The sequence below is a fragment of the Myroides phaeus genome (genome assembly GCF_900099675.1).
GTDB classification, from domain to species: domain Bacteria; phylum Bacteroidota; class Bacteroidia; order Flavobacteriales; family Flavobacteriaceae; genus Flavobacterium; species Flavobacterium phaeum.
Map to the genome: position 1 here is coordinate 46,299 of NZ_FNDQ01000008.1, position 25,404 is coordinate 71,702.

Annotated in this window: 19 protein-coding genes; 11 read left to right on the forward strand and 8 right to left on the reverse strand. The window is 32.2% G+C overall.

Features of this window, described 5'->3' with window-relative positions:
- Positions 1-69 precede the first annotated feature (69 nt).
- Positions 70-1,386 (reverse strand): tRNA (N(6)-L-threonylcarbamoyladenosine(37)-C(2))-methylthiotransferase MtaB, encoded by a 1,317-nt coding sequence (gene mtaB / locus BLT46_RS05660; protein WP_090407531.1) that lies wholly within the window; start codon positions 1,384-1,386, stop codon positions 70-72.
- 91 nt (positions 1,387-1,477) lie between these two features.
- On the opposite strand from mtaB, the gene BLT46_RS05665 reads away from it, so the two are divergent.
- The 7 genes from BLT46_RS05665 to trpB all read left to right on the forward strand — a co-directional run bounded on the left by BLT46_RS05665 (position 1,478) and on the right by trpB (position 12,894).
- Positions 1,478-3,076, forward strand: a complete 1,599-nt coding sequence (locus BLT46_RS05665) for an ABC transporter substrate-binding protein (protein WP_090407534.1) — start codon at positions 1,478-1,480, stop codon at positions 3,074-3,076.
- A 674-nt stretch (positions 3,077-3,750) separates the two neighbouring features.
- Positions 3,751-4,479, forward strand: a complete 729-nt coding sequence (locus BLT46_RS05670; RefSeq protein WP_090407537.1) for a LytR/AlgR family response regulator transcription factor — start codon at positions 3,751-3,753, stop codon at positions 4,477-4,479.
- Positions 4,476-7,430, forward strand: coding sequence for a sensor histidine kinase (locus tag BLT46_RS05675; RefSeq protein WP_090407540.1), 2,955 nt, complete (start codon positions 4,476-4,478; stop codon positions 7,428-7,430). Before BLT46_RS05670 ends, BLT46_RS05675 begins: the two co-directional genes overlap by 4 nt.
- On the forward strand, positions 7,431-8,567 hold the full coding sequence (locus BLT46_RS05680; protein ID WP_090407543.1) for a metallophosphoesterase: 1,137 nt from the start codon (positions 7,431-7,433) through the stop codon (positions 8,565-8,567).
- Positions 8,568-8,629: 62 nt separating this feature from the next.
- Entirely contained in the window at positions 8,630-10,489 is a 1,860-nt protein-coding gene (locus BLT46_RS05685; protein WP_090407547.1) for an ABC-F family ATP-binding cassette domain-containing protein, read from the forward strand.
- A gap of 298 nt (positions 10,490-10,787) precedes the next feature.
- On the forward strand, positions 10,788-11,438 hold the full coding sequence (locus tag BLT46_RS05690) for a peptidoglycan-binding protein LysM (protein ID WP_176770734.1): 651 nt from the start codon (positions 10,788-10,790) through the stop codon (positions 11,436-11,438).
- A gap of 274 nt (positions 11,439-11,712) precedes the next feature.
- Positions 11,713-12,894, forward strand: coding sequence for a tryptophan synthase subunit beta (gene trpB / locus BLT46_RS05695; RefSeq protein ID WP_090407553.1), 1,182 nt, complete (start codon positions 11,713-11,715; stop codon positions 12,892-12,894).
- 120 nt (positions 12,895-13,014) lie between these two features.
- Here trpB and fumC read toward each other — a convergent pair whose 3' ends face one another.
- Positions 13,015-14,409 (reverse strand): class II fumarate hydratase, encoded by a 1,395-nt coding sequence (fumC, locus tag BLT46_RS05700; RefSeq protein ID WP_090407556.1) that lies wholly within the window; start codon positions 14,407-14,409, stop codon positions 13,015-13,017.
- A gap of 103 nt (positions 14,410-14,512) precedes the next feature.
- Here fumC and BLT46_RS13120 point away from each other — a divergent pair, with 103 nt between their 5' ends.
- Positions 14,513-14,734, forward strand: coding sequence for a hypothetical protein (locus tag BLT46_RS13120; RefSeq protein ID WP_143021868.1), 222 nt, complete (start codon positions 14,513-14,515; stop codon positions 14,732-14,734).
- Between the two features lie 218 nt (positions 14,735-14,952).
- Here BLT46_RS13120 and BLT46_RS05705 read toward each other — a convergent pair whose 3' ends face one another.
- The gene (locus BLT46_RS05705; protein WP_090407559.1) at positions 14,953-17,430 is read right to left on the reverse strand and encodes a TonB-dependent receptor; all 2,478 of its coding nucleotides are present in this window, start codon (positions 17,428-17,430) and stop codon (positions 14,953-14,955) included.
- An 83-nt stretch (positions 17,431-17,513) separates the two neighbouring features.
- Positions 17,514-17,855 (reverse strand): arsenate reductase (glutaredoxin), encoded by a 342-nt coding sequence (gene arsC / locus BLT46_RS05710; protein ID WP_090407562.1) that lies wholly within the window; start codon positions 17,853-17,855, stop codon positions 17,514-17,516.
- A 41-nt stretch (positions 17,856-17,896) separates the two neighbouring features.
- On the opposite strand from arsC, the gene BLT46_RS05715 reads away from it, so the two are divergent.
- Genes BLT46_RS05715 through glsA form a run of 3 tightly spaced genes read left to right on the forward strand, consistent with a single transcriptional unit; the run spans position 17,897 to position 20,887 of the window.
- Positions 17,897-18,811 carry a CPBP family intramembrane glutamic endopeptidase gene (locus tag BLT46_RS05715; protein WP_090407565.1) on the forward strand — a complete coding sequence of 305 codons (915 nt, stop codon included), beginning with the start codon at positions 17,897-17,899 and terminating at the stop codon, positions 18,809-18,811.
- Positions 18,812-18,813: 2 nt separating this feature from the next.
- Positions 18,814-19,845, forward strand: coding sequence for an AMP-binding protein (locus BLT46_RS05720; RefSeq protein WP_090407685.1), 1,032 nt, complete (start codon positions 18,814-18,816; stop codon positions 19,843-19,845).
- Between the two features lie 13 nt (positions 19,846-19,858).
- Positions 19,859-20,887: a glutaminase A gene (gene glsA, locus BLT46_RS05725; RefSeq protein WP_090407568.1), complete on the forward strand. Its 1,029-nt coding sequence runs from the start codon at positions 19,859-19,861 to the stop codon at positions 20,885-20,887.
- A gap of 378 nt (positions 20,888-21,265) precedes the next feature.
- On the opposite strand, the gene BLT46_RS05730 is transcribed toward glsA, so the two are convergent.
- The 4 genes from BLT46_RS05730 to BLT46_RS05745 all read right to left on the reverse strand — a co-directional run bounded on the left by BLT46_RS05730 (position 21,266) and on the right by BLT46_RS05745 (position 25,404).
- Positions 21,266-22,390: a calcium:cation antiporter gene (locus BLT46_RS05730; RefSeq protein WP_090407571.1), complete on the reverse strand. Its 1,125-nt coding sequence runs from the start codon at positions 22,388-22,390 to the stop codon at positions 21,266-21,268.
- Between the two features lie 588 nt (positions 22,391-22,978).
- Positions 22,979-23,398, reverse strand: coding sequence for a nucleoside-diphosphate kinase (locus tag BLT46_RS05735; protein WP_090407574.1), 420 nt, complete (start codon positions 23,396-23,398; stop codon positions 22,979-22,981).
- Between the two features lie 93 nt (positions 23,399-23,491).
- Complete coding sequence (pncB, locus tag BLT46_RS05740) at positions 23,492-24,688, reverse strand: nicotinate phosphoribosyltransferase (RefSeq protein WP_090407577.1); 1,197 nt, start codon at positions 24,686-24,688, stop codon at positions 23,492-23,494.
- Positions 24,689-24,702: 14 nt separating this feature from the next.
- A complete protein-coding gene (locus BLT46_RS05745; protein WP_090407580.1) occupies positions 24,703-25,404 on the reverse strand; it encodes a hypothetical protein in 702 nt (233 codons plus the stop codon).

Below are 25,404 nucleotides of genomic sequence, written 5' to 3' on the forward strand. Positions count from 1 at the left end.
ACATTTATAAATCCAGAGGATTAAAAAAGCCCTATATATTCGTATATAGGGCTTTTTTAGTCATTTTTATTAGATGAAATCTATTCTTACAATACCGTCATCATCTATTTTAGTCAGTTTTACTTTGTGTAATGTGTTTACCAATTCAGGGTTCCAAGGACACTTAACTTTTACATAGTTTTCTGTAAATCCGTGGATATATCCCTCTTTGTTTTCACTTTCAAAAAGAACTGTTTTCTCTTTTCCGATTTGAGATTCGTAAAAAGCACGTCTTTTCTTAACAGAAAGTCCACGTAACATTTTACTTCTCTTATTACGTGCGTTCATTGGAACTACTTCTTCCATATCAACCGCTTCAGTGTTATCTCTTTCAGAGTACGTAAACACGTGTAAATAAGAAATGTCAAGTTCGTTTAAGAAATTATATGTTTCTAAAAACTTCTCGTCTGTTTCACCAGGGAAACCAACAATCACGTCAACACCAATACAGCAGTCTGGCATTACTTCTTTAATACGAGTAACACGCTCTACATATAACTCTCTTAAATAACGGCGTTTCATCTTTTTCAAGATATCATTACAACCCGATTGAAGAGGAATGTGGAAGTGAGGTACAAACGTTCTGCTTTGAGAAACGAAATCAATGGTTTCATTTTTCAATAAGTTTGGTTCAATAGATGAAATACGCAATCTTTCGATTCCTTCCACTTTATCCAAAGCTTGTACTAACTCAAGAAACGTATGTTCGTGTTTTTTATTTCCAAACTCACCTTTACCATAATCACCGATATTAACACCAGTAAGTACAATTTCCTTAATGTCTTGTGCGGCAATTTCACTCGCATTTTTCAAAACATTTTCCATTGTATCACTTCTTGAAATACCTCTTGCTAAAGGAATTGTACAATACGTACATTTATAATCACAACCGTCTTGTACCTTTAAGAAAGCTCTTGTTCTATCACCAATAGAATAACTACCTACATAAAAGTCAGCTTCAGAGATTTCACAAGAGTGAACTTCTCCCATATCATTTTTAGAAAGGTCATTGATATAATCGGTAATTTTGAACTTCTCAGTAGCACCAAGCACTAAGTCAACTCCGTCTACAGCTACTAATTCCTCAGGTTTTAACTGAGCATAACATCCAACGGCAGCAACAAAGGCTTTGTTATTTTTCTTTTGAGCTTTTTTTACAATTTGTTTAAACTGTTTGTCTGCATTTTCTGTTACAGAACAAGTATTGATTACGTAGATATCTGCCACTTCATCAAACTCCACTCTGTCAAATCCTTCCTCTGCAAAGTTTCTTGCAATGGTAGATGTTTCAGAAAAGTTAAGTTTACAACCTAAGGTATAAAAAGCTACTTTTTTTCTATTTTCCATATTGATTACTTACTATAGTAGTAACTTTGAATTATATTTACTTTTTTCGATAATAAAAAGGTTTGCAAATTTACATACAAAATTCGGTTTGATGAAATCAATAATTTATTACGTTTCAATATTTTGTGTCGGTGTATTGGCTATTTCGTGCCAAAATAAAACGACTAAAGATATAGATAAGGTAGTTTTTAGATATAATGAAAGTGCTAATATTCAAACATTAGACCCCGCTTTTGCACGCAGTATGGCTATAATTTGGCCTTGCAATCAATTGTTTAATGGGTTAGTACAATTAGATGATAGTCTGCACGTACAGCCCGATGTAGCTAAGTCGTGGACAATTAGTGAGGACGGAAAAACATATCAGTTTACACTTCGAAACGACGTTCGCTTTCACAAACATCCAAATTTTGGTGTAGATAGTACGCGTACAGTTACAGCTAATGACTTTGAATATAGCTTTTATCGGTTGTTAGACAGTAATGTAGTATCTCCAGGAGCGTGGATTTTTCAAAAGGTAGATTCGTTTAAATCAATTAACGATACTGTATTTCAAATTAACTTAAAAGAAGCATTTCCCGGATTTTTAGGGCTATTATCAATGCGTTATGCATCAGTTGTACCTAATGAAGTGGTGGAAGATAAAAGTTATGATTTTCGATCACATCCTATTGGAACCGGACCTTTCTATTTTAAGTTTTGGGAAGAGAATGTAAAACTTGTATTGCGAAAGAATACAGACTATTTTGAATATGATCAAGACGGTGTTAGATTACCTTATTTAGAAGCTGTATCTGTTACTTTTTTACCAGACAAACAAAGTGGTTTTCTCCAGTTTATACAAGGTAATTTAGACTTTATTTCAGGATTAGACCCGTCGTATAAAGATGAGTTGATTACCGTAGATGGGAAGTTACAAGAGAAATACAATGAGCGAATTCAAATGGAAACAGGACCTTATTTGAATACAGAGTACCTTGGTTTTAACCTTGACGCACCTGGACCCACACAGGATAAGCGTATTCGAAAAGCGTTAAACATTGGTTTTGACAGACATAAAATGCTGTTGTATTTGCGCAATGGTATGGGGGAGAGTAACGTTGGAGGTATTATTCCAACCGGTCTTGAAGGAAATATAAAAGTAGATAAACTTTATGATGCAGCCCAAGCGAAGTTATTAGTGGACGCGTATAAAAAAGAAACAGGACAAAAAAGTGTAGAGGTTGTTTTATCAACTAACGCTACTTATATAGATATAGGCGAGTATTTACAGCGCGAGTGGAAGAAAATAGGAATAGATGTAGTGGTAGATGTAACCCCACCTGCCACGTTAAGACAAGGAATGGCATCGGGTAAGGTTGCCTTTTTTAGAGGAAGTTGGATTGCAGATTATCCTGATGCAGAAAATTATTTATCGCTTTTTTATTCGCAAAACAAAGCTCCTAACGGACCTAATTATACGCGCTTTGCAAATAAAGAATATGATAAATTGTACGCCAGTGCTTTTAAAGAGGTTGATAATAGTAAAAGACAGGCTATTTATGAAAAGATGGATGCTATTGTAGCCGATGAGGTACCTGCTATTATTTTGTTTTACGACAAAGCAGCAAGATTTTCACAGCAAGACATAAAAGGATTGGGAATTAATCCAATGAATAATCTCTTTTTAAAGAAAGTTAGAAAGAATTAAAAGAAGTGTTCACAATAATAGTGTAACTTTGATAGTAGTAAAGTATAAGAAAATAGCACCCTATGTAATGGGGTGCTATTTTTGTTTTAAAAAGATTATATCGTATTATTTTAGTTTGATTAATAGGGAAAATAAGTGGTTTTATTTTTAAATAAAAGTGCTTGACCCGTCCTGAAATAACTGTACAGTTTTAAAACAGGATTATCAACTATAACTGTACAGCTATAGTAGGACGAGACAAGCTCGTTATAGGATTTTATTTTGAGTACTTGTATAGTGAATGTATAGTGCTTGTATAGTCGTTGTATACTTTCTATGTAAAACCATAGAATCAATATACAAAAACAATAGATAGTTTATAGAAACATATTGAATAGGAATAAGAAAAAATACGCTTGAGAATTGGGGCGTATTTGTTTTGTAATAGTTTAAAAAAAAGAGTATGGTTTTTTACCTTTTTAGAAGTTAGCTATTATATCACAAAGAGGTAATAACTTAATTCTTGAAATGCAAATGTATATTTATTCAAAAATTGATATAAAGTATAATAAAATTGCTTGAGAATAGGTTATAAATGATGAGTAGATGTCTTAAAATATATTTCAATTACTTAAATTTGCAATTATCACTTTAAGTGATAATATCTTACAAACACCACAAACACCTTACGACAAATGAATAACGAATTAGTTGCTCTAATCGTTGATGACGAGCCAAAAGTAGCAGAAGTATTAAAAACAATTATTGAAAAGAAAGTTACGTATCATGAGCGTATTGTAGTACATACAGTATCATCAGTTCAAGAAGCTGTAAAGGCAATTGAGAATTATTCTCCGAATATAGTTTTTTTAGACATTCATATGCCAGAAGAAAATGGTTTTGAATTATTTAAGTATGTTAATAAAGATACTTTTCAAGTTGTTTTTACTACGGCTTATGAAAAGTATGCTATTGATGCTATTAATGAGTACAATTGCTTAAAGTACTTAATGAAACCAATTAATATTGCCGATGTTCAGAATGTTTTTGATAAATATAAAGAGATAGAAGGATTTCAGTTTTACTATAAAGTAGTGAAAAGTAATCAAAAAAGGCATATTGTTAAAGTTGAAGATATTGTTTATTGCAAAGCTTCGGATAACTATTGTGAGATTTACTTGAAAGATCAAAAGCATTTGCTGTCAAAAACATTGAAAGCTATTGAAGTGAAGCTTAAACATAAAAACCTTGTTCGAGTAAATAGATCTTACATTGTTAATTTAGACAAGGTTGAATACATAGATAAAAACGACAATAATAGAGTGTATTTTAAAACTAATGCATTTGTGAATAGTGATTTAGATGAAAATGAGGTTTCTGTTGCTGCATCAGCAATGAAAGGGTTAGGAGCTTTTAACTTATGAGAAATATTTTAGCTATTTACTTTTTTTTTGTTTCGGTGATTTCTTTTGCTCAAGGAATTGTAACGAAACAGTACACGATTGACAATGGATTAATAGCTAATGATGTTAGAGCACTTTGTGTGGACTCAAAGGGGGTTTTATGGATTGGTTCGAGGTCTGGATTAGCACAAAAAATACAGGGGAATATCAAGCCTAATGAAGATGCTGCGGAATATCGTTATACAAATATATCTGATATTCTCGAGGATGCTGAAGGGAATATGTGGATAGGTAGTTATGGTCAAGGGGTTTTATTTCGCGGAAAAGAAGAGAAACGAATAATTACAAAAAAAGACGGCTTATTATCTGATCGAATTAGGAAGATATTTTCGTATAAAAATGTCATCTATGTTGCTACTTCAGAAGGGGTATCTGTAATTCATAAAAATAGTTTTAAAATTGTGAACCCTTCTTTTGAAAAGAGTTTACAACATCCTTTTGAGGTTAGTGGTTTTTTTGAGTTTGATGGTATTATTTATTTAACTACAATAAATGACGGTGTCTTTACAATTAACAATAACAAACTGATAAAAGTAGATGATCAGCGAAGAATTTTTGCGGTTCATCAAAAAGATGGTTTAGTGTTTTATGGGTGTCAGACGGGGTTGTTTGTAAAGGATTTTAAAAAGAAACAGTTAGTTGCTCAAATAGAAATACCCAGTATTCGCGATATACAGGAGGTTAATAATCAAGTGTATTTTGTAAGTGCAAATGTTTATGAAAGTGGAGGTGGAGTATTTCGATGGGACGGTGAGTCTTTAGAAGAAATTACAAAAGTATTTGGTATTGACGCCACAGATTTGTATTCGATAAGTCTGGATGAGAAAAATGATTTTTTATACTTAGGAACAAAGAGTCAAGGTTTGTTTCAAGTTGATTTGTTTTCACCTTTAATGCATAACAGTTCAGTAGGACACGTTATGGCTTTAGGGGAGTTAGATCGACGTGTTTTTATTTTTTCAGAAGAGGGGTTAATCATAACTCAAGATGACAAGGAAATTAAAAAGGTAGCTTTAAGCGTTTTCAAAAGTTATCAAGAACAACATTATAAAAAATATAGTGATATTGCTACTATTTCAAATCACTTTTTTGAAATAGATTACAATTTGAAAGCTGAAAATATTGTCTTTTATAAAGCGGTCAAAAATAAAAATGACTTGTGGGTAAGTACAAATATTGGAATTTATAAGCTTGATCGCAATGGTTATATTATGTCTTATTACCCTATTCATACGTATGAATATGGTTTTTATAAAAACAATTTAGTAGAAACAAATCCTTATGGAGGGGTTCGTATATATCGCAATCTTGATAAAATGGATTATGATTACCATTTTAGGATAGAAAGTATTAATATCCCTCGTGATGTAATTGATATTGCACATACTACAAATAAAATGTTTTTTGCAGGTGCTTTGGATGGGTTATATGTATATGAAGATGGTAAGTTTACTTCTCTAAAAGGGAACGGACTTTTTGCTGAGAGTAGGTTAAAGGAGCTGGCTGTTGGAGATAATGATGTGTTGTATGTGGCTACTGATTTCAATGATATTTATGGTCTTGAAACAAAAAGTGGTCAATATGAAGTGGTGAAGTTTATTCCTAATAGTGAGATTAATGGGAGCAGTATTAATTTATTAGAGTTTGCAGATAAAAAACTGTTTATAGGAACTAATAAGGGGCTGACTGTCATTGAAAACGACAATAAGTTTTTCTTTAATAAAGAGCAAGGTTTTGGTAGAGGAGAAATAACTTCTGATTTATTATTGGGAAATCTTTTATATATCGGTAGTGGAAAAGGGCTTTCTACATTAGATGTTAGTTATTTTAAAAAGAAGAATATCAGCTTACAGGTTAGTATTTCTAAAATAGTAATAAACGGTGTTGAAAAATCCAAGGAAGGAAAGCCTTACTACGATATAAAGATGCTTGAATTAAAAGCAAATCAAAATAATTTACAAATAGGTTTTGATGTTTTAGGGGCAAAGTTCCCAGATAAGCTTCACTTTCAATATAGGTTAAAACCTTCTGAAAATTGGGTGAATGTAAAAAGTAATAGGTTAGATTTGCACTATCTACAGTCTGGAATTTATCCGATAGATATTAAAATATATGACTACGATAGCGGGAGTGAGTTAATTTACCCATTGTTACTTTTAGATATTCAAGCGCCATTTTATACTAAACTTTGGTTTTATATTGTTGCCACGCTTGTTGTAATAGGAATATTTTATCTTATATATAAAGCGAGGTTAGTACAGATACAGAAAGAAGAGGCTGTCAAAAGGAAAAAATTTGAGTATGAAAAACGCCTTGCTGAAGTGAAATTAATGTCAGTGAGAAGTCAGTTTAATTCTCATTTTATTTTTAATGTGTTGAGCTCTATTCAATACTATATCTTAAAAGAAGAAGTTGATGATGCACTTTATTATTTGGATTGTTTTGCAAAATTAATTCGAAAAACACTGACGATTTCTTCAAAAGAGAGAATAACTTTAAAAGAAGAATGTGAGTATTTAAAAGATTATGTACTCATAGAGAATATGCGTTTGGACGGTAGGGTAACGTTTAGTGTAGAGGAAGTTGATGAAGGGGTTAGTGCTATTTTATTACCGCCAATGCTGTTACAACCATTCGTAGAGAATAGTTTAATTCACGCTTTTCCAAAGTCAGTAGAATCGCCTCAAATTAGAATTGTTATTACAAAACAAAATAAAGATGTAATAATAAACATAATTGACAACGGGATAGGCATTGCCTCTCAGAGTAAGTCAACGCACGAGTCTCATGGGATGAATATCGTTAGAGAGCGTATGTCTTTAATTCAAGAATATTTAGACGAAGATTTAACTATAGAAAGAACAACAGAAGGAACTGTTGTGAAGTTAATATTGAAAGGAGTTATTATCTAAATGAAGAAATATATTTTTACAGCTATTTTAGTGTTGTACTTATTTGCGAATGTCTATGTGTTTTTAGGATATTCATCAATTGTAGTAGAATCTTCTCTTGCAGCTAAAGTGCTTTTTACGCTTATTGCAGTTATCTTGACTTTTAGTATTCTATTGTTTTTTGCGATAGGCAAACGAATACCTGTTTATTTAGCTTCTGTTTTGTATAAAGTAGGAACAGGGTGGTTTATGCTTATAATTCAAGCTTTTTTACTGACAGTTTTCTTTGATTTAGGTAGGTTGGTTAATGGGCTATTTATACATTCAAACCATTGGGTATTTGATAGTTTATCACCTCAAAGAGGAATGTTACTAATAGGAGGAACGTTATTTATTGCTTTATTAGGGCATTTGAATTACTTACAAAAGAAGCGAGTAGAACTGAATTTAACGGTTGATAAAGAGTTGCCAAACGACCTAAAGATTGTTGTTTTGACAGATATGCACATGGGGTATGCAATTGAAAATAAAGAATTGGGTAGTTGGGTAAAGTTGGTTAATAAAGAAAAAGCTGATTTTATATTGGTAGCTGGCGATTTAATTGATGTGAGTTTACTTCCTTTACAATATTATCAACTTGACAACGTATTGAAACAGTTTGAAAGTAAATACGGAACCTTTGCTTGTGTTGGAAATCACGAATATCTATCAGGAATTGAAAGGAGTATTGAGTTTCTTAAATCCGCAGGTATTACTATATTGAGAGATAGTGTTGCTCATTTTGAGGATTTAAACCTTGCTATAATAGGTAGAGATGATAAAACAAATCTCAAAAGGAAGAAGATGTCTGTATTGGTTGAAAATATAAAAGAGAACAACGTCAATATATTATTAGATCATCAGCCTTATCAGCTTGAGGAGGCAGCAGAAAATAAAATTGATTTACAGTTTTCAGGACATACCCATAGAGGACAAGTTTGGCCAATTTCTTGGATTACCGATCGCTTGTTTGAAAACTCTTACGGTTACTCTAAAAAGGATAATACGCAATATTATGTTAGTTCAGGAATTGGTATTTGGGGAGGACGTTATAGGGTAGGGACAAAGTCTGAGTATGTTGTAGTAAATTTAAAAGGTAAAAACAGCAAGAAAAAGTAGGAAAACAAGAGTTTTTCATTATCGTGAAATAAAAGCCTATTTTTGTAAAAAAATTAAAGATTGTGAATTATTTATCAGTTGAGAATATAGCGAAATCCTTTGGTGCACGTACACTTTTTGAGGATGTTTCTTTTGGAATTAACAAGGATCAGAAAATTGCGTTCGTTGCTAAAAATGGTACAGGAAAAACTACAATATTAAAAATATTGACTGGTGAAGACTTTCCAGATGCAGGACAAGTTGTGATGAGAAAAGGAATTCGTATGGAATTCTTGTCACAAGAGCCAAATTTACAAGATGAATTGACAATTGAAGAAAGTATTTTTGCTTCAGATAATGAGTCGCTAAAGGTAATTGAAGAGTATGAAAAGGCTTTAGAAAATCCAGACGATACAGATGCTTATCAAAAAGCTTTTGAAAAGATGGAAGCGCATAATGCGTGGGACTTTGAGACGCAGTATAAACAAATATTGTTTAAACTGAAATTAGAGGACTTAAAAGCTAAGGTGAAAACTTTATCTGGAGGACAACGCAAGCGTTTAGCATTAGCTATAATCTTAATTAATAAACCAGATTTATTAATTTTAGATGAGCCTACCAACCACTTAGACCTTGAAATGATTGAGTGGTTAGAGAATTACTTTGCTAAAGAGAATATTACTTTGTTTATGGTAACGCACGACCGTTTTTTCTTGGAACGTGTGTGTAATGAGATTATTGAGTTAGACAATGGTAAGATTTATCAGTATAAAGGAAACTACTCGTATTATTTAGAGAAGAAAGATGAGCGTATTGCTGCAGAAAATGCAAGTATTGATAAAGCGCAAAACCTTTTTGTAAAAGAGTTGTCTTGGATGAGAAGACAACCTAAAGCTCGTACAACTAAATCTAAATCTCGTATTGATGATTTCTTTGTAATAAAAGAAAAAGCACATAGTAGAAGAATTGAGCATCAGGTAGAGCTTGAAATCAATATGGAACGCATGGGAAGTAAAATTGTAGAACTTCACAAGCTTCATAAGAAATTTAATGATAAAGTTATTTTAAAGGATTTTAGTTATTCTTTTCAAAAGGGAGATAGAATTGGTATCATTGGAAAGAATGGTTCAGGAAAATCAACGTTTCTTAATATATTGACACAAAGTTTACAGCCAGATGCTGGTAAGGTTGTTATTGGTGAAACAATAAAAATCGGATACTATACACAGGGAGGTATTGTAGCTAAACCAGAACAGAAGGTTATTGATGTTATTAAGGAATATGGTGAGTTTATTCCTCTTGCTAAAGGAAGAAGTATTTCTGCAGGACAATTGTTAGAACGTTTCTTGTTTGATAGAAAAAAACAGCACGATTTTGTTGAAAAACTAAGTGGGGGAGAGTTAAAGAGACTTTATTTATGTACTGTTCTTATTCAAAACCCTAACTTTTTAATTCTGGATGAGCCTACAAATGATTTAGATATTGTTACGTTAAACGTTTTAGAAAGTTTCTTATTAGATTATCCAGGGTGTTTAGTTGTGGTATCTCACGATAGATATTTTATGGATAAGATTGTAGATCATATGTTTGTCTTCAGAGGAGAGGGAGAGATAGAAGATTTCCCTGGTAACTATTCTGATTACCGTGCATATGAAGATAGTATAGAACCTGCTAAAGATGATGCTCCAAAGGAAAAAGTAAATTGGAAAGAAGCGCAAGTTAAAAATGGATTGACTTTTCAAGAACAGAAAGAATATCAAAAATTAGAAAGAGAAATAGGAAATCTTGAAACTAAAAAAGCGAAAATTGAAGCTTTGTTTTCAGAAGGAAAAGTAGATGAAAGTCAAATTGACGAGAAAGCAAATGAACTTCAAAAAGTTTTAAATGAATTAGAAGAAAAAGAAGAAAAATGGTTTGAACTTTCAGCTAAAATGGAAGGGTAAAAACACCAAGAAATAAAAATATAAAAAGCGTGATAAAAATTGTTTATCACGCTTTTTTTTGTGCTTTTTACTTGAAAAAAGTGTTACTGCCTCCTTTAATTTAGGATATAATTATGATTTAAACAAGAGATTTTAGTATAAAATTATTTAATATAATTACTTGTTTTTCAATTGATTACATTGTTTAAAAGTGTTAAAGTTTGGAAATAAGTGCTAAATAAATAGGTGCTTGGTAAAATAGAAGTAACTTTGCCCTCAGAAATTTCAAGTGGTGACAGGGCTTGAGAAATTAGTTTTAATGAGAAAAAAATGTTCTTTTTTTATCGGTCTTGTTTTATTAACGGGAGGTGTAGTATCAGGTTTTAAAAAGTATGAAACTATGTTATTAGAAGAGTACAAAATAGTACCTGAATCACCTTTATCATATGAGTTTCCAACAAGTGAAGAAGAGTCGGAAACTGCAAATGGGAAGTTAGTAGCAATACCGTTTATCGGAAAGAGTTATGTCGGTTTTAAACAGGCATTGGCAGTGCGAGAATCTTACGGATTATACAAAATTGTAAATTCTTATGGGTACATGGGAAAATATCAATTTGGAAAATTAGCACTACGTTCAATTGGTATTACTGATACAAGTGATTTTCTTGATAATCCTTTGAAACAGGAAAAAGCGTTCGACGCTTTAGTTTCAAAAAACAAATGGATATTGAGAAAAGAGATTGAAAAATTTGACGGAAAACGTATAGGAGGAATCTCAATTACAGAATCTGGTATTTTAGCTGCGGCTCACTTAGGTGGGGCTGGTTCTGTAAAAAAGTTTTTAAACAGTAATGGTTTAAATAGCTTTGAAGATGGGTTTGGTACTTCAATACGTACTTATTTAAAAACTTTTAGTGGATATGATACATCTGAAATTACAGCAGTAAAAGATGCAATGGTTTCGCTATAGTTTAACAAACAATATTAAAAAAGAGAGAGTTACAAATGTGATTTTCTCTTTTTTTTTGTTTTGTAAAAAAAACTTTTTACATTTGTCACTCAATACAAAGAGAAAAATGAATTTAATTCTTACAAATACTTGGTGGTGGACTAAACTTACGTCAGACGTCGTGAGCAGTCCTTGCTATGTATATATGAGTTAATAAGAAATAATATATATAATTGAAAAAGGCTTGTCTAACGACAAGCCTTTTTTTTTGCTTTAAACTTAAAATAAACAAAAGATGAATTATCAAGTAGATCAAAACGGTTTTTATGGAAATTATGGTGGAGCATTTATTCCAGAAGCTTTAAGTCCAATTATTACAAAGTTGCAAAATGAGTATGTGCAAATTATCCAAGAGCCAAGCTTTCAAAAAGAAATGGAGGAATTGCTAAAAGATTATGTAGGACGTCCAACGCCACTGTATTTTGCAAAAGGGTTGTCAAAAAAATACAATACAAAGGTTTACCTTAAGCGTGAGGATTTATGCCATACAGGGGCTCATAAAATTAATAATACAATCGGACAGATTTTATTAGCTAAGAAGCTTGGTAAGAATAAGATAGTAGCTGAAACAGGTGCAGGTCAACACGGTGTAGCAACAGCAACTGTATGTGCCTTAATGGGAATGGAGTGTATTGTTTATATGGGAGCCTTAGATATTGCAAGACAAGCACCTAATGTAGCGCGTATGAAAATGCTTGGCGCTGAGGTTCGCGCAGCTGAATCAGGAGCTAAAACATTAAAAGAAGCTGTTGATGAGGCATTAATGTACTGGGTAGAAAATCCAGACGACACATTCTACTTAATTGGTTCTGCAGTAGGTCCACACCCTTACCCTGATATGGTTAGTCGTTTTCAATCTGTTATTTCGAAAGAAATTCGCAAACAACTATTAGAGAAAGAAGGCAAAGAAGAACCTGATTATATCATTGCTTGTGTAGGTGGAGGTAGTAACGCAGTTGGAGCATTTTATCATTTCTTAGAAGATAATAATGTTAAGCTGATTGTAGCCGAAGGTGGAGGAGAAGGTGCAGATACTGATAAAACAGCGGCAACTTCTTATGTAGGAAAACCAGGTGTGTTGCACGGAAGTAAAACATTATTTATGCAAGATGAGCAAGGAGAACCTTTGGAAGCATATTCTGTATCAGCTGGTTTAGACTATCCAGGATTTGGACCGTTATATGCGCATATGAAAGAACAAAACAGAGCAGAGTTTTATGCTATTAAAGATGACGAAGCAATGCAAGCAGGGTTAAACTTATGTAAAGACGAAGGAATTATTCCAGCAATTGAAAGTTCACACGCCTTAGCTGTTTTAGAACAGAGAAAGTTTAAAGAAGATGATATTGTGGTAATTAACTTATCAGGTAGAGGAGATAAAGACTTAGATAATTATAGAAGTTATTTCAATTTTTAAGATTAAACAGTCAAACTATATGAGTAAGTGAATAGAAGAACATAGCCTATTACAAACATAAAAGCCAATATTTACTAAATAAATATTGGCTTTTATGTTTTATAAAAAGTGAATTTATAATTAAATTTTTCCAACCATTAGTTTAGGATCTACCCATTTATCAAATTCTTCAGCGGTAACATACCCCAATCTAACAGCCTCATCTTTTAGAGTTGTACCATTTTTATGAGCAGTCTGTGCTATTTCAGCCGCTTTATAATATCCTATTTTAGTATTTAATGCTGTTACTAACATTAGAGAATTGTTTAACAGTTCTTGTATACGAGGGATATTAGGTTCAATACCAGTAGCACAATGAATGTCGAAAGAAATACAAGCATCACCAATTAGTTTAGCAGATTGTAAAAAGTTAGCCGCCATTACAGGTTTAAACACATTTAGTTCAAAATGACCTTGTGTACCGCAAAATGTTATGGTAGTGTCGTTTCCTAAGACCTGAGCAGCAACCATTGTAAGAGCTTCACATTGCGTAGGGTTTACTTTTCCAGGCATAATAGAAGAACCAGGTTCGTTGGCAGGAATTAAGATTTCACCTATACCAGAACGCGGACCAGAAGCTAATAAACGGATATCATTGGCAATTTTAAAAAGTGAAACAGCCAATTGTTTAAGTGCTCCGTGAGTTTCTACAATAGCATCATGAGCCGCTAATGCTTCAAATTTATTAGGAGCCGTTTTAAAAGGAAGTTTAGTAAACTCAGCAATGTATTGTGCAACTTTTTGGTCGTACCCTTCAGGAGTATTCAATCCTGTCCCAACTGCAGTGCCACCTAATGCTAATTCAGATAAGTGCTCTAATGTGTTATTTAGAGCTTTTAACCCATAATCTAATTGAGCTACATATCCCGATAGTTCTTGTCCTAAAGTTAAAGGAGTAGCATCCATAAGATGAGTTCGTCCGATTTTTACAACATCTTTATACAAGATAGATTTACTGTGTAATGTATTTCTCAATTGTGTAACCCCAGGAATTGTATGCTCGATCACAGCCTTATATGCAGCAATATGCATAGCAGTAGGATAAGTATCATTGGATGATTGTGATTTGTTTACATCATCATTAGCTTTAATTACAGCTTCTCCCTTTCCAATTTCTAAACCAGCTAATACTTGTGCGCGATTAGCAATAACTTCGTTCACATTCATATTAGATTGTGTACCAGAACCTGTTTGCCAAATTACAAGCGGAAAGTGTTCGTTTAATTTATTAGCAAGTATTTCATCACAAACTTGTGCAATAGCATCTCTTTTATTTTGAGGTAAAACTCCTAAATCAAAATTTGCAAAAGCCGCCGCCTTTTTTAAAAAAGCAAAAGCTTCTATGATTTCGTGTGGCATAGATGCCTCAGGACCAATTTTAAAGTTGTTTTTAGAGCGTTCTGTTTGCGCTCCCCAATATTTGTCTTTAGGAACATTAACCTCTCCAATTGTATCCTTTTCTATTCTGTAGTCCATAGTAGTAGTATTTAGAATGATTATGTATAAATGTAGTGATTTTATTTAGGATAATTCTAAAGAAGGATAAAAAATAAAGCTTGAATAGGTCATAATTATAAAAATGGCTATATTTGAAGCGTATATACAAAAATTAATTCTGAAAAACATGTTTGAATTTCAACAGTATTTAGGTTTCATTGTTGCCATGACTGTTATAACAATGGCATTTTGGCTTTTAATATTTTTAGTTGGATTTGCTAGCTATTGGGCAGTAGGTGGAACTAGAGAATTCTTAAAAGAAAAGAAAGCTAAAAGACAGCAATTAGAAGAAGGTCAGATGTAATCATTTGATTAAAAAGATAAAGGCTCATAGTATTATACTATGAGCCTTTTTTATTTGTCTATCTTTATTGTAGACGGGTATTAATAGGAATGTTAGGTTTACATTTTAAAATAATGAAAAAAAAACCGAAGATTTAATCTTCGGTTAAAACAAATAGATTGAAAAAAATCAATTAGTTAGTCTTAAATAACATTTGTTTTTATTGTCTTTATTTATGCTTACATCATCATCATTTCTCCTTGATCGCTTTCTCCTTCACTACCTCTTTGTTGCTTTTTACGATCATTTTTAGTTTGATTAAATCTATAAGTAAAAGATAAGCTTACTTGACGACCTCTCCATTGCATTTCACTGTGAGAGAAAGATTGTGGTAAGTTAATATCCATTTCTCTTTTTCTTGAATTGAATATATCACTTACATTAACAGTAATAGTTGCTTTTTCTTTTAAAAAATCCTTGCTCAATGAAGTATTTGCAGATAAATTACCTAATACTTTTCCTTGTGCTGTATTAAACGGTGATCTGTACATACCATTTGCTTGCCAATCAATTTTGTATGGTAGCGTAACTTTTGATGATATTCTTGTAAACCAAGCAAATGTATTTTTGTCAAAGTTTTGAGTTTGACTTGTACCATCTATGTCAGTAAATGTATAATCTCCTTTTGTTTCAGAGTTGTATAAGTTGAAGTTACCGTTAAGTCTCCACCATTTATAAGGAGAGTAATTTAATGTAAAGTCTAAACCATATCTGTTTTCTGTAGCCAAGTTAATAGGAGAGCTAACTGTAATAGGTGTTCCATTAGCTGTAGTTCCATTAATTCTCTTAACGAATTGAAAAGTATCTTCGGTTCTGTTGAAATAAGCAGAAGCACTTAATGTAAATCCACTCCATCTTGTTATAAATCCTAAATCAAAAGCATTTGTTTTTGCAGGATCTAAATCAGGATTACCCTGGAAGTAGTTAATATCACTGGTATAATTTGAGAATGGATTTAAGAAAAATCCTCTTGGACGCATAATACGTCTACTATAACTTGCACTAACACTACTTGATGGTGAAATCTCATAATTTAAAAATACACTTGGAAAGAAATCATTGTATTTTTTATTGTTGTAATCATTGCTTGACAATTGGTTTACATCAATATTGCTTGATTCCCAACGAAGTCCAAGCATATAGTTAATTTTATCTGTAATCTTATTCCCATACTGCGTATAGAATGCATTTACTTGCTCTTTATATTCTAATATGTTAGACATATTTTTAGTGTCAATCCATTGATTATTTACAAGATTTGTAAACTGATAATCATTTCTTGTATTCTTAAATGTACCAAGATAACCAGCTTCAAAATGTCCATTTTCACCTAAAGGTAAAGTATAATCAACACGCACAAGACCAGATTTGTATTTGTCATCATTAGAATTTCTTTCAAAAGAAGTCTTGTTTAAGAACTCATTAATATCAGATATATGTGATGTGTCGTCACTCTTATCCTGAGAGATTGTTCCTTCAACAACTAATTTGTGGTCATCTTTTTTGAATTTCTTTTCAAATGATGAAGTATATTCTACACTATTCCAAGTAGATTTAGTGTTTTGTAGTCTTTCACGATTATATTGTAAATCGTGATTAGCATCGAAATATTGGTAATCAACACTATTAGGAGCAGTACCGTTATTTCTACGTACGCTAACGCTATTAGACCAAGTAAATGAAGGAGTGATGTAATAGTCTAAACCAAACATTCCGTTGTAAACTTGTCTTTCTTTTTTGTTGTCTTTGTACTCATTAATGAATTGCGTAGTATTTCCGTTAGCGTCAAAATATTGGTTGTCGTTAACTCCATATCCATTGCTTTTACTATCTCTATACCCAAGTGTTGTATAGAAGTTGTATTTTTCACCTCTAATATTTAAGTTTCCACTTAAACCATAGTTACGAGGATCTCCAACAGTTCCAGTAATATTACCATTTAAACCTTGTGCTTTTCCTTTTTTCAAGATAATATTAATGATACCAGCACCACCTTCTGCCTCATAACGAGCAGATGGATTAGTAATAACTTCTACTTTGTCAATAGACTCAGCAGACAAAATACGCATAGCCTCTTGAATATTGTTAGCAAGACCTGTTGGTTTACCATCAATAAGTACTTTTACATTTTCGTTTCCACGTAAGCTAACAGAACCTTCACTGTCTACAGTAATAGAAGGAACGTTGTCTAAAACATCTCCAGCAGTTCCTCCTTTGACAATCATATCTTGTCCTACATTGTAAACTTTTTTGTCTAACTTAATGTCAACAGTAGATTTTTCAGCAATAACAACTACTTCATTAAGTAATTCAGTATCACCTGTTACTTTTTGTTTCCCCATATTAGTGTTGCCATTGACAACTACATTACGAAGTTCAATTGTTTTAAATCCTAAGTATTCGATTTTTATATAGTAAGACCCATCAGGAACACTAAAAGAATAGTTTCCCTTCGTATCTGTCATACCACCAGATACAATATTTGCATTTTTCTCATTCTGAGCAAAAATACTGGCATACTCTAAAGGAAGGTTAGTCGCTGCCTCAACAACAGTACCTGATAAAGTACTTGTTTTTGAGTTCTGCGCTAATGCTGTTATACCTATAAATAGCGAAAACAGCATCAGGAGAACTTTTGTAGTTTTTAATCTTTTCATTATAGTCGATCGTTTAATACAACTTAGACTATAATTTGTGTTGAAGGTTTAACAGGTGTATTGTTAATTTTGTGTTAACAACATTAAAGTATTTCGTGAATCTTTTCTGTTGGTCTTGCTATTACAGCTTTTCCACCATTAACAACAATAGGTCTTTCAATTAGTTTAGGATTGTTAACCATTGCTTCAATAATTTCTTCATCACTTAAGGTTGCATCTCCAAAAGTATCTTTCCATAAAGCGTCTTTTGTGCGTACTAACTCAATTGGATTGTAGTTAAGTTTTTTAAGAATTGTCTTTACATCTGATTCTGTAAGGTCAGCTTCTAAATATTTTATAATTTTGTAAGCTACGCCTTGTTGTTCCATGAAAGCAATACTTTCGCGTGATTTGCTACATCGCGGATTGTGGTAAATTGTTATCATAAATAAGGAATTTATATCAAATATAGTACATTTTTTGAAATATGGGATTTATTGAGCAATTATTGAGAAAAAATAATAAACAAAAGTTATGGCATTATTTACCATTTTCTTTGTTTTTTTTGGGAATTATGTTTTTGAATTGGGTGTCAATTCGATTTTCCCGGGTTTCTACAAACGAAATCATAAAGATGAATATCGAAAAATATGGTAAAAACATTAATTTTTTGATAACAATAGGGCCATTGGTCTTTATGTTAGTATTCCTACTTGTATGGGTATTAGCAGTTCACAAGCAAAGTTTAAAAAGTTTAACTACCTCTCGTTTTAAAGTAGATTTAAAGAGAGTACTGTTCTCTTTTACTCTATGGAGTTTGATTATTATAGGCTTTTTTGTGTATTCTTTTATTGATAGTCCTGCTGATTTTGAGTTTAATTTAAAGCTTGGACCATTTTTAGTGTTCTTTATTTTCGCAATTATTTTAATTCCATTGCAAACAAGTTTTGAAGAATACTTTATGCGTGCTTATTTGATGCAGGGAATTGGACTGGCAACTCGCAGTAGGGCTGTAGCATTATTTGCAACGTCAATTATTTTTGGGTTAATGCATTTAGGAAATCCTGAAGTTGAGAAAGTAGGCTTGATAATAATGACTTATTATATCGGTACAGGTTTTTTTCTGGGTATTATAACCCTTATGGATGATGGAATAGAGTTGGCATTAGGATTCCATGCGGCTAATAATTTAATTGGTGTGCTTTTAGTTACAGCAGATTGGACCGCTTTTCAAACTAATTCAATATTCGTTAATGTAAATCAGGAGAATGAAATTGCAATATGGGAATATATTATACAATTAGGGGTAGTATTGCCACTTGTTGTGTTCATTTTTGCTAAGAAGTATGGTTGGAAAAATTGGAAACATCAGCTGTTTGGAAAAGTAATAGAACAGAACTAATTATGAGTTTAAATTATATACATCCAGAGTTTAGATTAAATGATCAATCTTATGGAATAGATGATCTCTGTTCTTTGGCTAATAAAATGATTTTAAGTAAAGAAGAGTACTTAGTTGATTTAGGTAGTCTGATTTTACAATGGTTTGATAGTCGTGATTTTGTTATCTTAACAACTTCTGGTACGACGGGACCTCCAAAGCAAATTCGGTTAAAAAAAGAGGCAATGGTTTGCTCGGCCAAAGCAACTGGTACTTTTTTTGATATAAAATCGGGTGACACAGCACTTTTGTGTATGTCAACAAAGTTCGTAGGAGGAAAACTAATGTTTATTAGAGCTCTTTTATTAGGATGGCATTTAGATGTTATAGCACCATCTTCTTCTCCTCTAAAGGGGAATGAGAAGGTTTATGATTTTGTAGCAATGGTTCCAATGCAAGTAGAAAACTCAATTAAAGAGTTGGCTAAAGTAAAAAAGATAATCATTGGAGGAGCAAAAGTAAATGCATCATTAGCGGAGAAGTTAATACCACTAAGCACCCAAGTTTATGAAACGTATGGGATGACTGAAACAATTACTCATATTGCAGCTAAGAGAGTAGGAACAGAGGTGTTTTCTGTTTTATCACATGCAACTGTAATGCAAGATGAGCGTGGATGTTTAGTTATTGATGCTCCAACTGTCAATTCTGAATTAGTGATTACTAATGATTTAGTCGAATTGATAGACAATTCACATTTTAAATGGGTGGGGAGAGTAGATAATGTAATTAATAGTGGTGGTGTTAAACTTTTTCCAGAGCAGATAGAAGAAAAGTTGTCAAAAAGAATTCCTTATCGTTTCTTTGTTATTGGAAAAGAAGATGATTATCTGGGACATAAACTTGTTTTGGTAATTGAAAGTACCCCTTATAAACTTTCAGAAGATGTTTATAGTGAACTTTCAAAATTTGAAAAACCAAGAGAAGTTCAGTTTGTAGAAAAGTTTATTGAAACTGAATCAGGTAAAATCATCAGGAAAAAGAATATTCATTAAATTCAATTACTAAATGAAGAAAAATAATGTGTGTAACCTTATCCTTAGTTGGATAGTGGCTTGTATGGTGTCTTTCGGTGGAACTGCTTATGCAAAAAAGATTATTAGAACGGGAGATAATACTAATCAGATTTCAAAAGAAATGCTGACTCGTATTTTAGAGAAAAATAGAGTATATAAAACAGAAGGTGTTGTAGCTGATTATATTCCGGAGTTAGGAAAGATGAATCCAAACTTAATGGCATTCTCTGTTGTAAAAGCAAATGGAGAAGTAGTTAATGTTGGTGATGTATCTCAAAAATTCACGATGCAAAGTATTTCTAAGATTATTTCGTTAATGATTGCTGTTCAAGAGAAAGGTGAGAGTGAAGTGTTTTCTCGTATGGGATATTATGGAACTGATAAGCCATTTAATCACTATGCAAATTTAGAGACAAAAGGTAAACCATTAAACCCAATGATGAATGCGGGAGCTATTTTAACTACAGCTTTATTAGAAGGAGAAAAAGATGTACCGTTTCAAAAGATTCTTGATTTAGTACGCTATATAACTAAAAATAATAAAATAGACTATAGTCACGAAGTGTTTATGTCTGAAAAGGAAACAGGACACCGTAATAGGGGGATTTTCTATTTACTAAAAAACAACGGACTGATTGAAGGAGAAGAGGATAAGTTAGATAACTATTTTAAACAATGTTCTATTGAAGTTACAGCAGAAGACTTAGCTAAAATTGGTTATTTCTTTGCTAATCAGTGTACGCGTTTTGATGGAGATGACAAGTATAAAGATTCGGCTATGTCTCGTTTAATTCAATCGCAGATGCTTGTGGCTGGAATGTATGATTTTAGTGGTGAATATGCTCGTACTGTTGGTTTACCAAGTAAGTCTGGTGTTGGTGGAGGAATTGCAGTTAGCGTTCCAGGTAAGATTGGGATAGGTACTTTTAGTCCTGGCTTAGATAAACAAGGAAATTCTATTGTTGGTTACCATATGATTCTGGATTTAGTAAATGAATTAAACTTAAATTTATTTCAATAGATAATTACAAGACTTATGTCTTTAGTTAAAAATATATTAGGCTGTGTCATTAATTGATTACAGCCTTTTTTGTTAAAAACGGATGCTTAGTAGCTTATACTTTAATTTCTCAACTATTTAATTTATGTAGTAGGTTGGTAAAAATGAACTATATAGGGTTGTGGTAGTTGATAATGCAGGCTTTTTAGCTACTAATTAAGATTGAGGGGCATTAAGACATAATGAGTTTAAGAGTAGCTTATATAAGCTTTAAATCAATAGGTAGTTGAAAACTTATACTAATAGTTGCTCATTAGCGTAAGTATAATAACACACTAAGGCTGTTTCATTTAATGAAACAGCCTTAGTGTGTTATAAGTTTTCAATTGGTGTAAATTGTTATGGAGCAATTGTCGTAAATAAATACGTTGCAAATAAGACTAACAAAACAATACCGTGTTGAATATTCGTTCTTCCTGAGCTAATAGAAATATAAACTGTTGCTAAAGAAGTTATCAGTAGTAATGTTGATTTTGCATCAATACCTAATGCTACTGTCATTCCTGAGATGTAAGCAACAATAGCTACAGCAGGAATCGTTAGTCCAATAGAAGCTAAAGCAGATCCAATAGCTAAGTTCAAACTTGTTTGTAATTGATTTCTTTTAGCTGCTTTATACGCTGCTAATCCTTCTGGTAATAAAATTACTCCTGCAATGATAATACCTACTAAAGAAATTGGTGCACCAGCATCTACAACAGCACTTTCAATAACAGGTGATAGCTTTTTAGAAAGCAATACAACAGAAACTAAAGCAATAATAAGTACAATAAACGCTACTATAGTTGTTGGAATATTTACTGCTTCATGATGGTTATCATTGTCTTGATTTTCGTGATTGTTGTTAGTATTATCTTCTTCAGCAACAAAGTAATTTCTGTGTCGAACGGTTTGTACTGCTAAGAAACCAGCATAAAGAATAAGAGAAACTATAGCAACAAAGACTAACTGATTATTGGTATAACTATTTCCTGGTTGACTAGTTGTATAATTTGGTAGAATTAACGTAAGAGTTGAAATAGCAATTAAAGTAATTAAACCTGTACTCACTCCTTGTTTAATGAAATTTTGCTCTTTGTGGTGATAACCTCCAACCCAGAAACAGATTCCCATAATACCAGTTAGGATAATCATTATTGCAGCAAAAACGGTATCTCTGGCTAAGAATGATGGTTCATCATTACCTTCACTTAGCATAATAGAAACAATAAGAGAAACTTCAATTACAGTAATAGCTAATGCTAAAATAATAGTACCATATGGTTCTCCAACTCTATGCGCCACAGTTTCTGCTTGATGAACTGCAGATAGAACAGAACCAATCAAAAATACTCCTAATAGAATATCTGTAAAGACTGTGTTTGGCAAAGAAGATTTAAAGAATATTAATAAAAGAGCAACTATTGGAACAATAATACTCCATAAAGGTACTTTAATTGATGAAAGTAATTTTTTTAAATTCATAGGCTAATTATATATAATAGTTATTTTGAGGTAAAAATAATGTTTTTGATTTAAAAAGTCAATAATTTTATTTTAATATAGATAATTTTTATTAATGATAGTTAAAATGCGTGTGTTTGTGTTAATTGTTTGAATGCTTTGAAAACCTATATTAAAGAGATAATATTACAGGAAAAAGGGGGAGACTTTTTTTTAATGTTGAATCAGTGATACAGGTATGAAATAAGGGGTATTTAGAAATATATATATGTAAAAGGGAATATGGTATTTTTGTTCAAGAGCAGATAGTTTTAAATTAGATATGTCTATTAAAAGACATATTACTAAATTCTATTGTGCTAAAGAAGTAGTTTTTTGTGTTATATGGTAATAAGCAACTATCTTGGTTATATAAAAAAGTGCTATAAATTACAATCTCTAAAACTTAAATAGGTTATAAATGTAATGAAGAGAGTCATAATATCTGCTTAAGGAGAGAACTGTATTTAATTATTATAGTAAGTTTTGTCGATAGATGTATGCACAAAAAAAGGCTACTCCCAAAAGGAAGTAGCCTTTGATATAAAGATATTTATCTTTTAATTCTTCTTAGAATTGCTCTCTACCTGAGAAGTGGAAAGCACCTTCGATAGCAGCATTTTCATCGCTATCAGAACCGTGTACTGCGTTCTCACCAATAGATTTAGCGTATTTTTTACGGATAGTACCTTCAGCAGCTTCAGCTGGGTTAGTAGCTCCGATTAATTTTCTGAAATCTTCAACAGCGTTGTCTTTTTCTAAGATTGCTGCTACGATTGGACCTCTAGACATGAATTCAACTAATTCACCGTAGAATGGTCTTTCAGCGTGTACTTCGTAGAATTTTTGAGCGTCTCTAACAGTTAATTGAGTTAACTTCATTGAAACGATTTTAAATCCTGCTTCTGTAATCATGTTTAAGATTCCTCCGATGTTACCTGCTTCAACTGCATCAGGTTTGATCATTGTAAAAGTTCTGTTCGTTGCCATTATTCTTTTTATTTAATTTGTTGCAAAAATAGTCTTTTAACCTTACAAGAGAAGATATTATTTATAAAAAACATCTCTTTTTTTAGGTTATTTTTATTTAACGATTGGAATATCCAATAAACGTTGGGCTAATTCAATCATTTCTGGTGTACCTGTATGTTTTTTAGGCTCATCAGAAAGCTTTACTACATCTGTCCAATGTCCTCCTTCTGGTAGCGCTTGGGTCATTTTAATCACAATATTCATTGCTTCTAAACCAACGTCATTTGTAAAGTCAGTCCCAATTCCAAAAGACATTCCAATTCTGCCTTTACAGTGTTTAGCAATTCGTTCTACTTTTTCAGGATTTAATCCGTCAGAGAAAATGATTGTTTTAGAAGTTGGATCAATGTTTAAACTTTGATAATGCGCAATTGTTTGATCAGCAAAATCTAATGGATCACCACTGTCGTGTCTAACCCCATCAAATAACTTAGCAAACTTTTTGTCAAATTGTTCAAAGAAAACAGTACTCGTATATGTATCTGTTAACGCAATTCCAAGGTCTCCTCTGTACGTATCTACCCAATGCTCTAACCCCATTGAATTAGCCATTTTGAAACCGTATTTAGCTGCGTGAAACATAAACCATTCGTGTGCGTGTGTACCGATTGGTTTAGTACCATATTTCATTGCTAAGTGAACATTACTTGTTCCTATAAAAGAACCCTCTCCATATTTTTGAAGCGTTTCTACTACAACTTGGTGAACAGCATAAGAATGTCTTCTTCTTGTTCCAAACTCTGCAATTGTAACACCTAATTTTTTGTAGTTTTCTATTTTAGTACGCGTATTAGCAATAACCTTATCAGCAGAATCTCTCTCTCCGTCAGTCATATTGTAATATAGCTCACAAATGATAGACATAAGAGGAACCTCCCATAAAATAGTTCTATACCAATACCCTTTGAAAGATACCTCTAAATCGTCACCATCTTGTTTGATTTCAACTTCAGACGGGTCGTAGTGATAGCCTTGTAAAAAATCTAAATAGGTAGGATCTAAGTATGGACAAGTTTTTTGTAAGAAAGCTTTTTCAGCCTTAGTCAATTTTAACTTAGCCATTTCATCTACAGCTGCGCGTAAAGCCTCTGCAAATCCTTTTGGGTATTTATGTTTACCTCTATTGATAAAGATATAAGACGCCTTAGCAAAAGGGAATTGTTTAATAGCAGCGTGCTGCATAGTAAACTTGTAAAAGTCATTATCTAAGATAGAAGTAATAACTTGATTAGTATGAGCTGTTTCCATTGTTGCTTTTTTGTTTAAATTAAAATATCACTTTCTAAATCAGATTTTTCAATGTCAAACTTGAAGTTAAGCTTGTGCATTAAATCTAATACTAACTTTTTATACCAGTTTTCTGATTTAGGATGGATATAAATCTTTTCTATTAATTGTGTAATATCCACGTGAATCTTTACGCCCTCTTGAATGTTGAGGTTTAAAGGAGTAACATCTGAAATTACCCTGACTTCTTTTTCATATTGAAAACTCTTTCTCTTAAAAAGAAATGGGAAGAAGTTATCTTCAAACGGGATATACTCTTTTTTATAATCTATATAGTGAACTTCACCAATGTGTTGAGGTACCCTTGTTTCAGCTTTTAGCGCTTCTTGCATTCTACCAATTGTAGATTGAATTGCTAAGCCTTCATTGTTTTTAGTAAAAATCTGCCACATTGCAAATGATTCGTATTCATTGATGTGCCAACTACTAATAACAACGTTTTTTCTCTTTTGTTTGTATTGATCTAAGAAAAAAGGCTTGTCTGCACTAATTCTTTTGATTTCTTCAAAAGTAGGTTCACTGAAAGTACCTTCAAATTGGTCTTCAAACTTGTCAGACCTCGACATAAACATTTTATTCGACAACAAGAGATCTAAGAATTTAGATAAATCCATATATTTCCAAATCACCGTATCCGGGTCTTGAGGCAATCGTATGTTCTTGTTCTCGATATACAT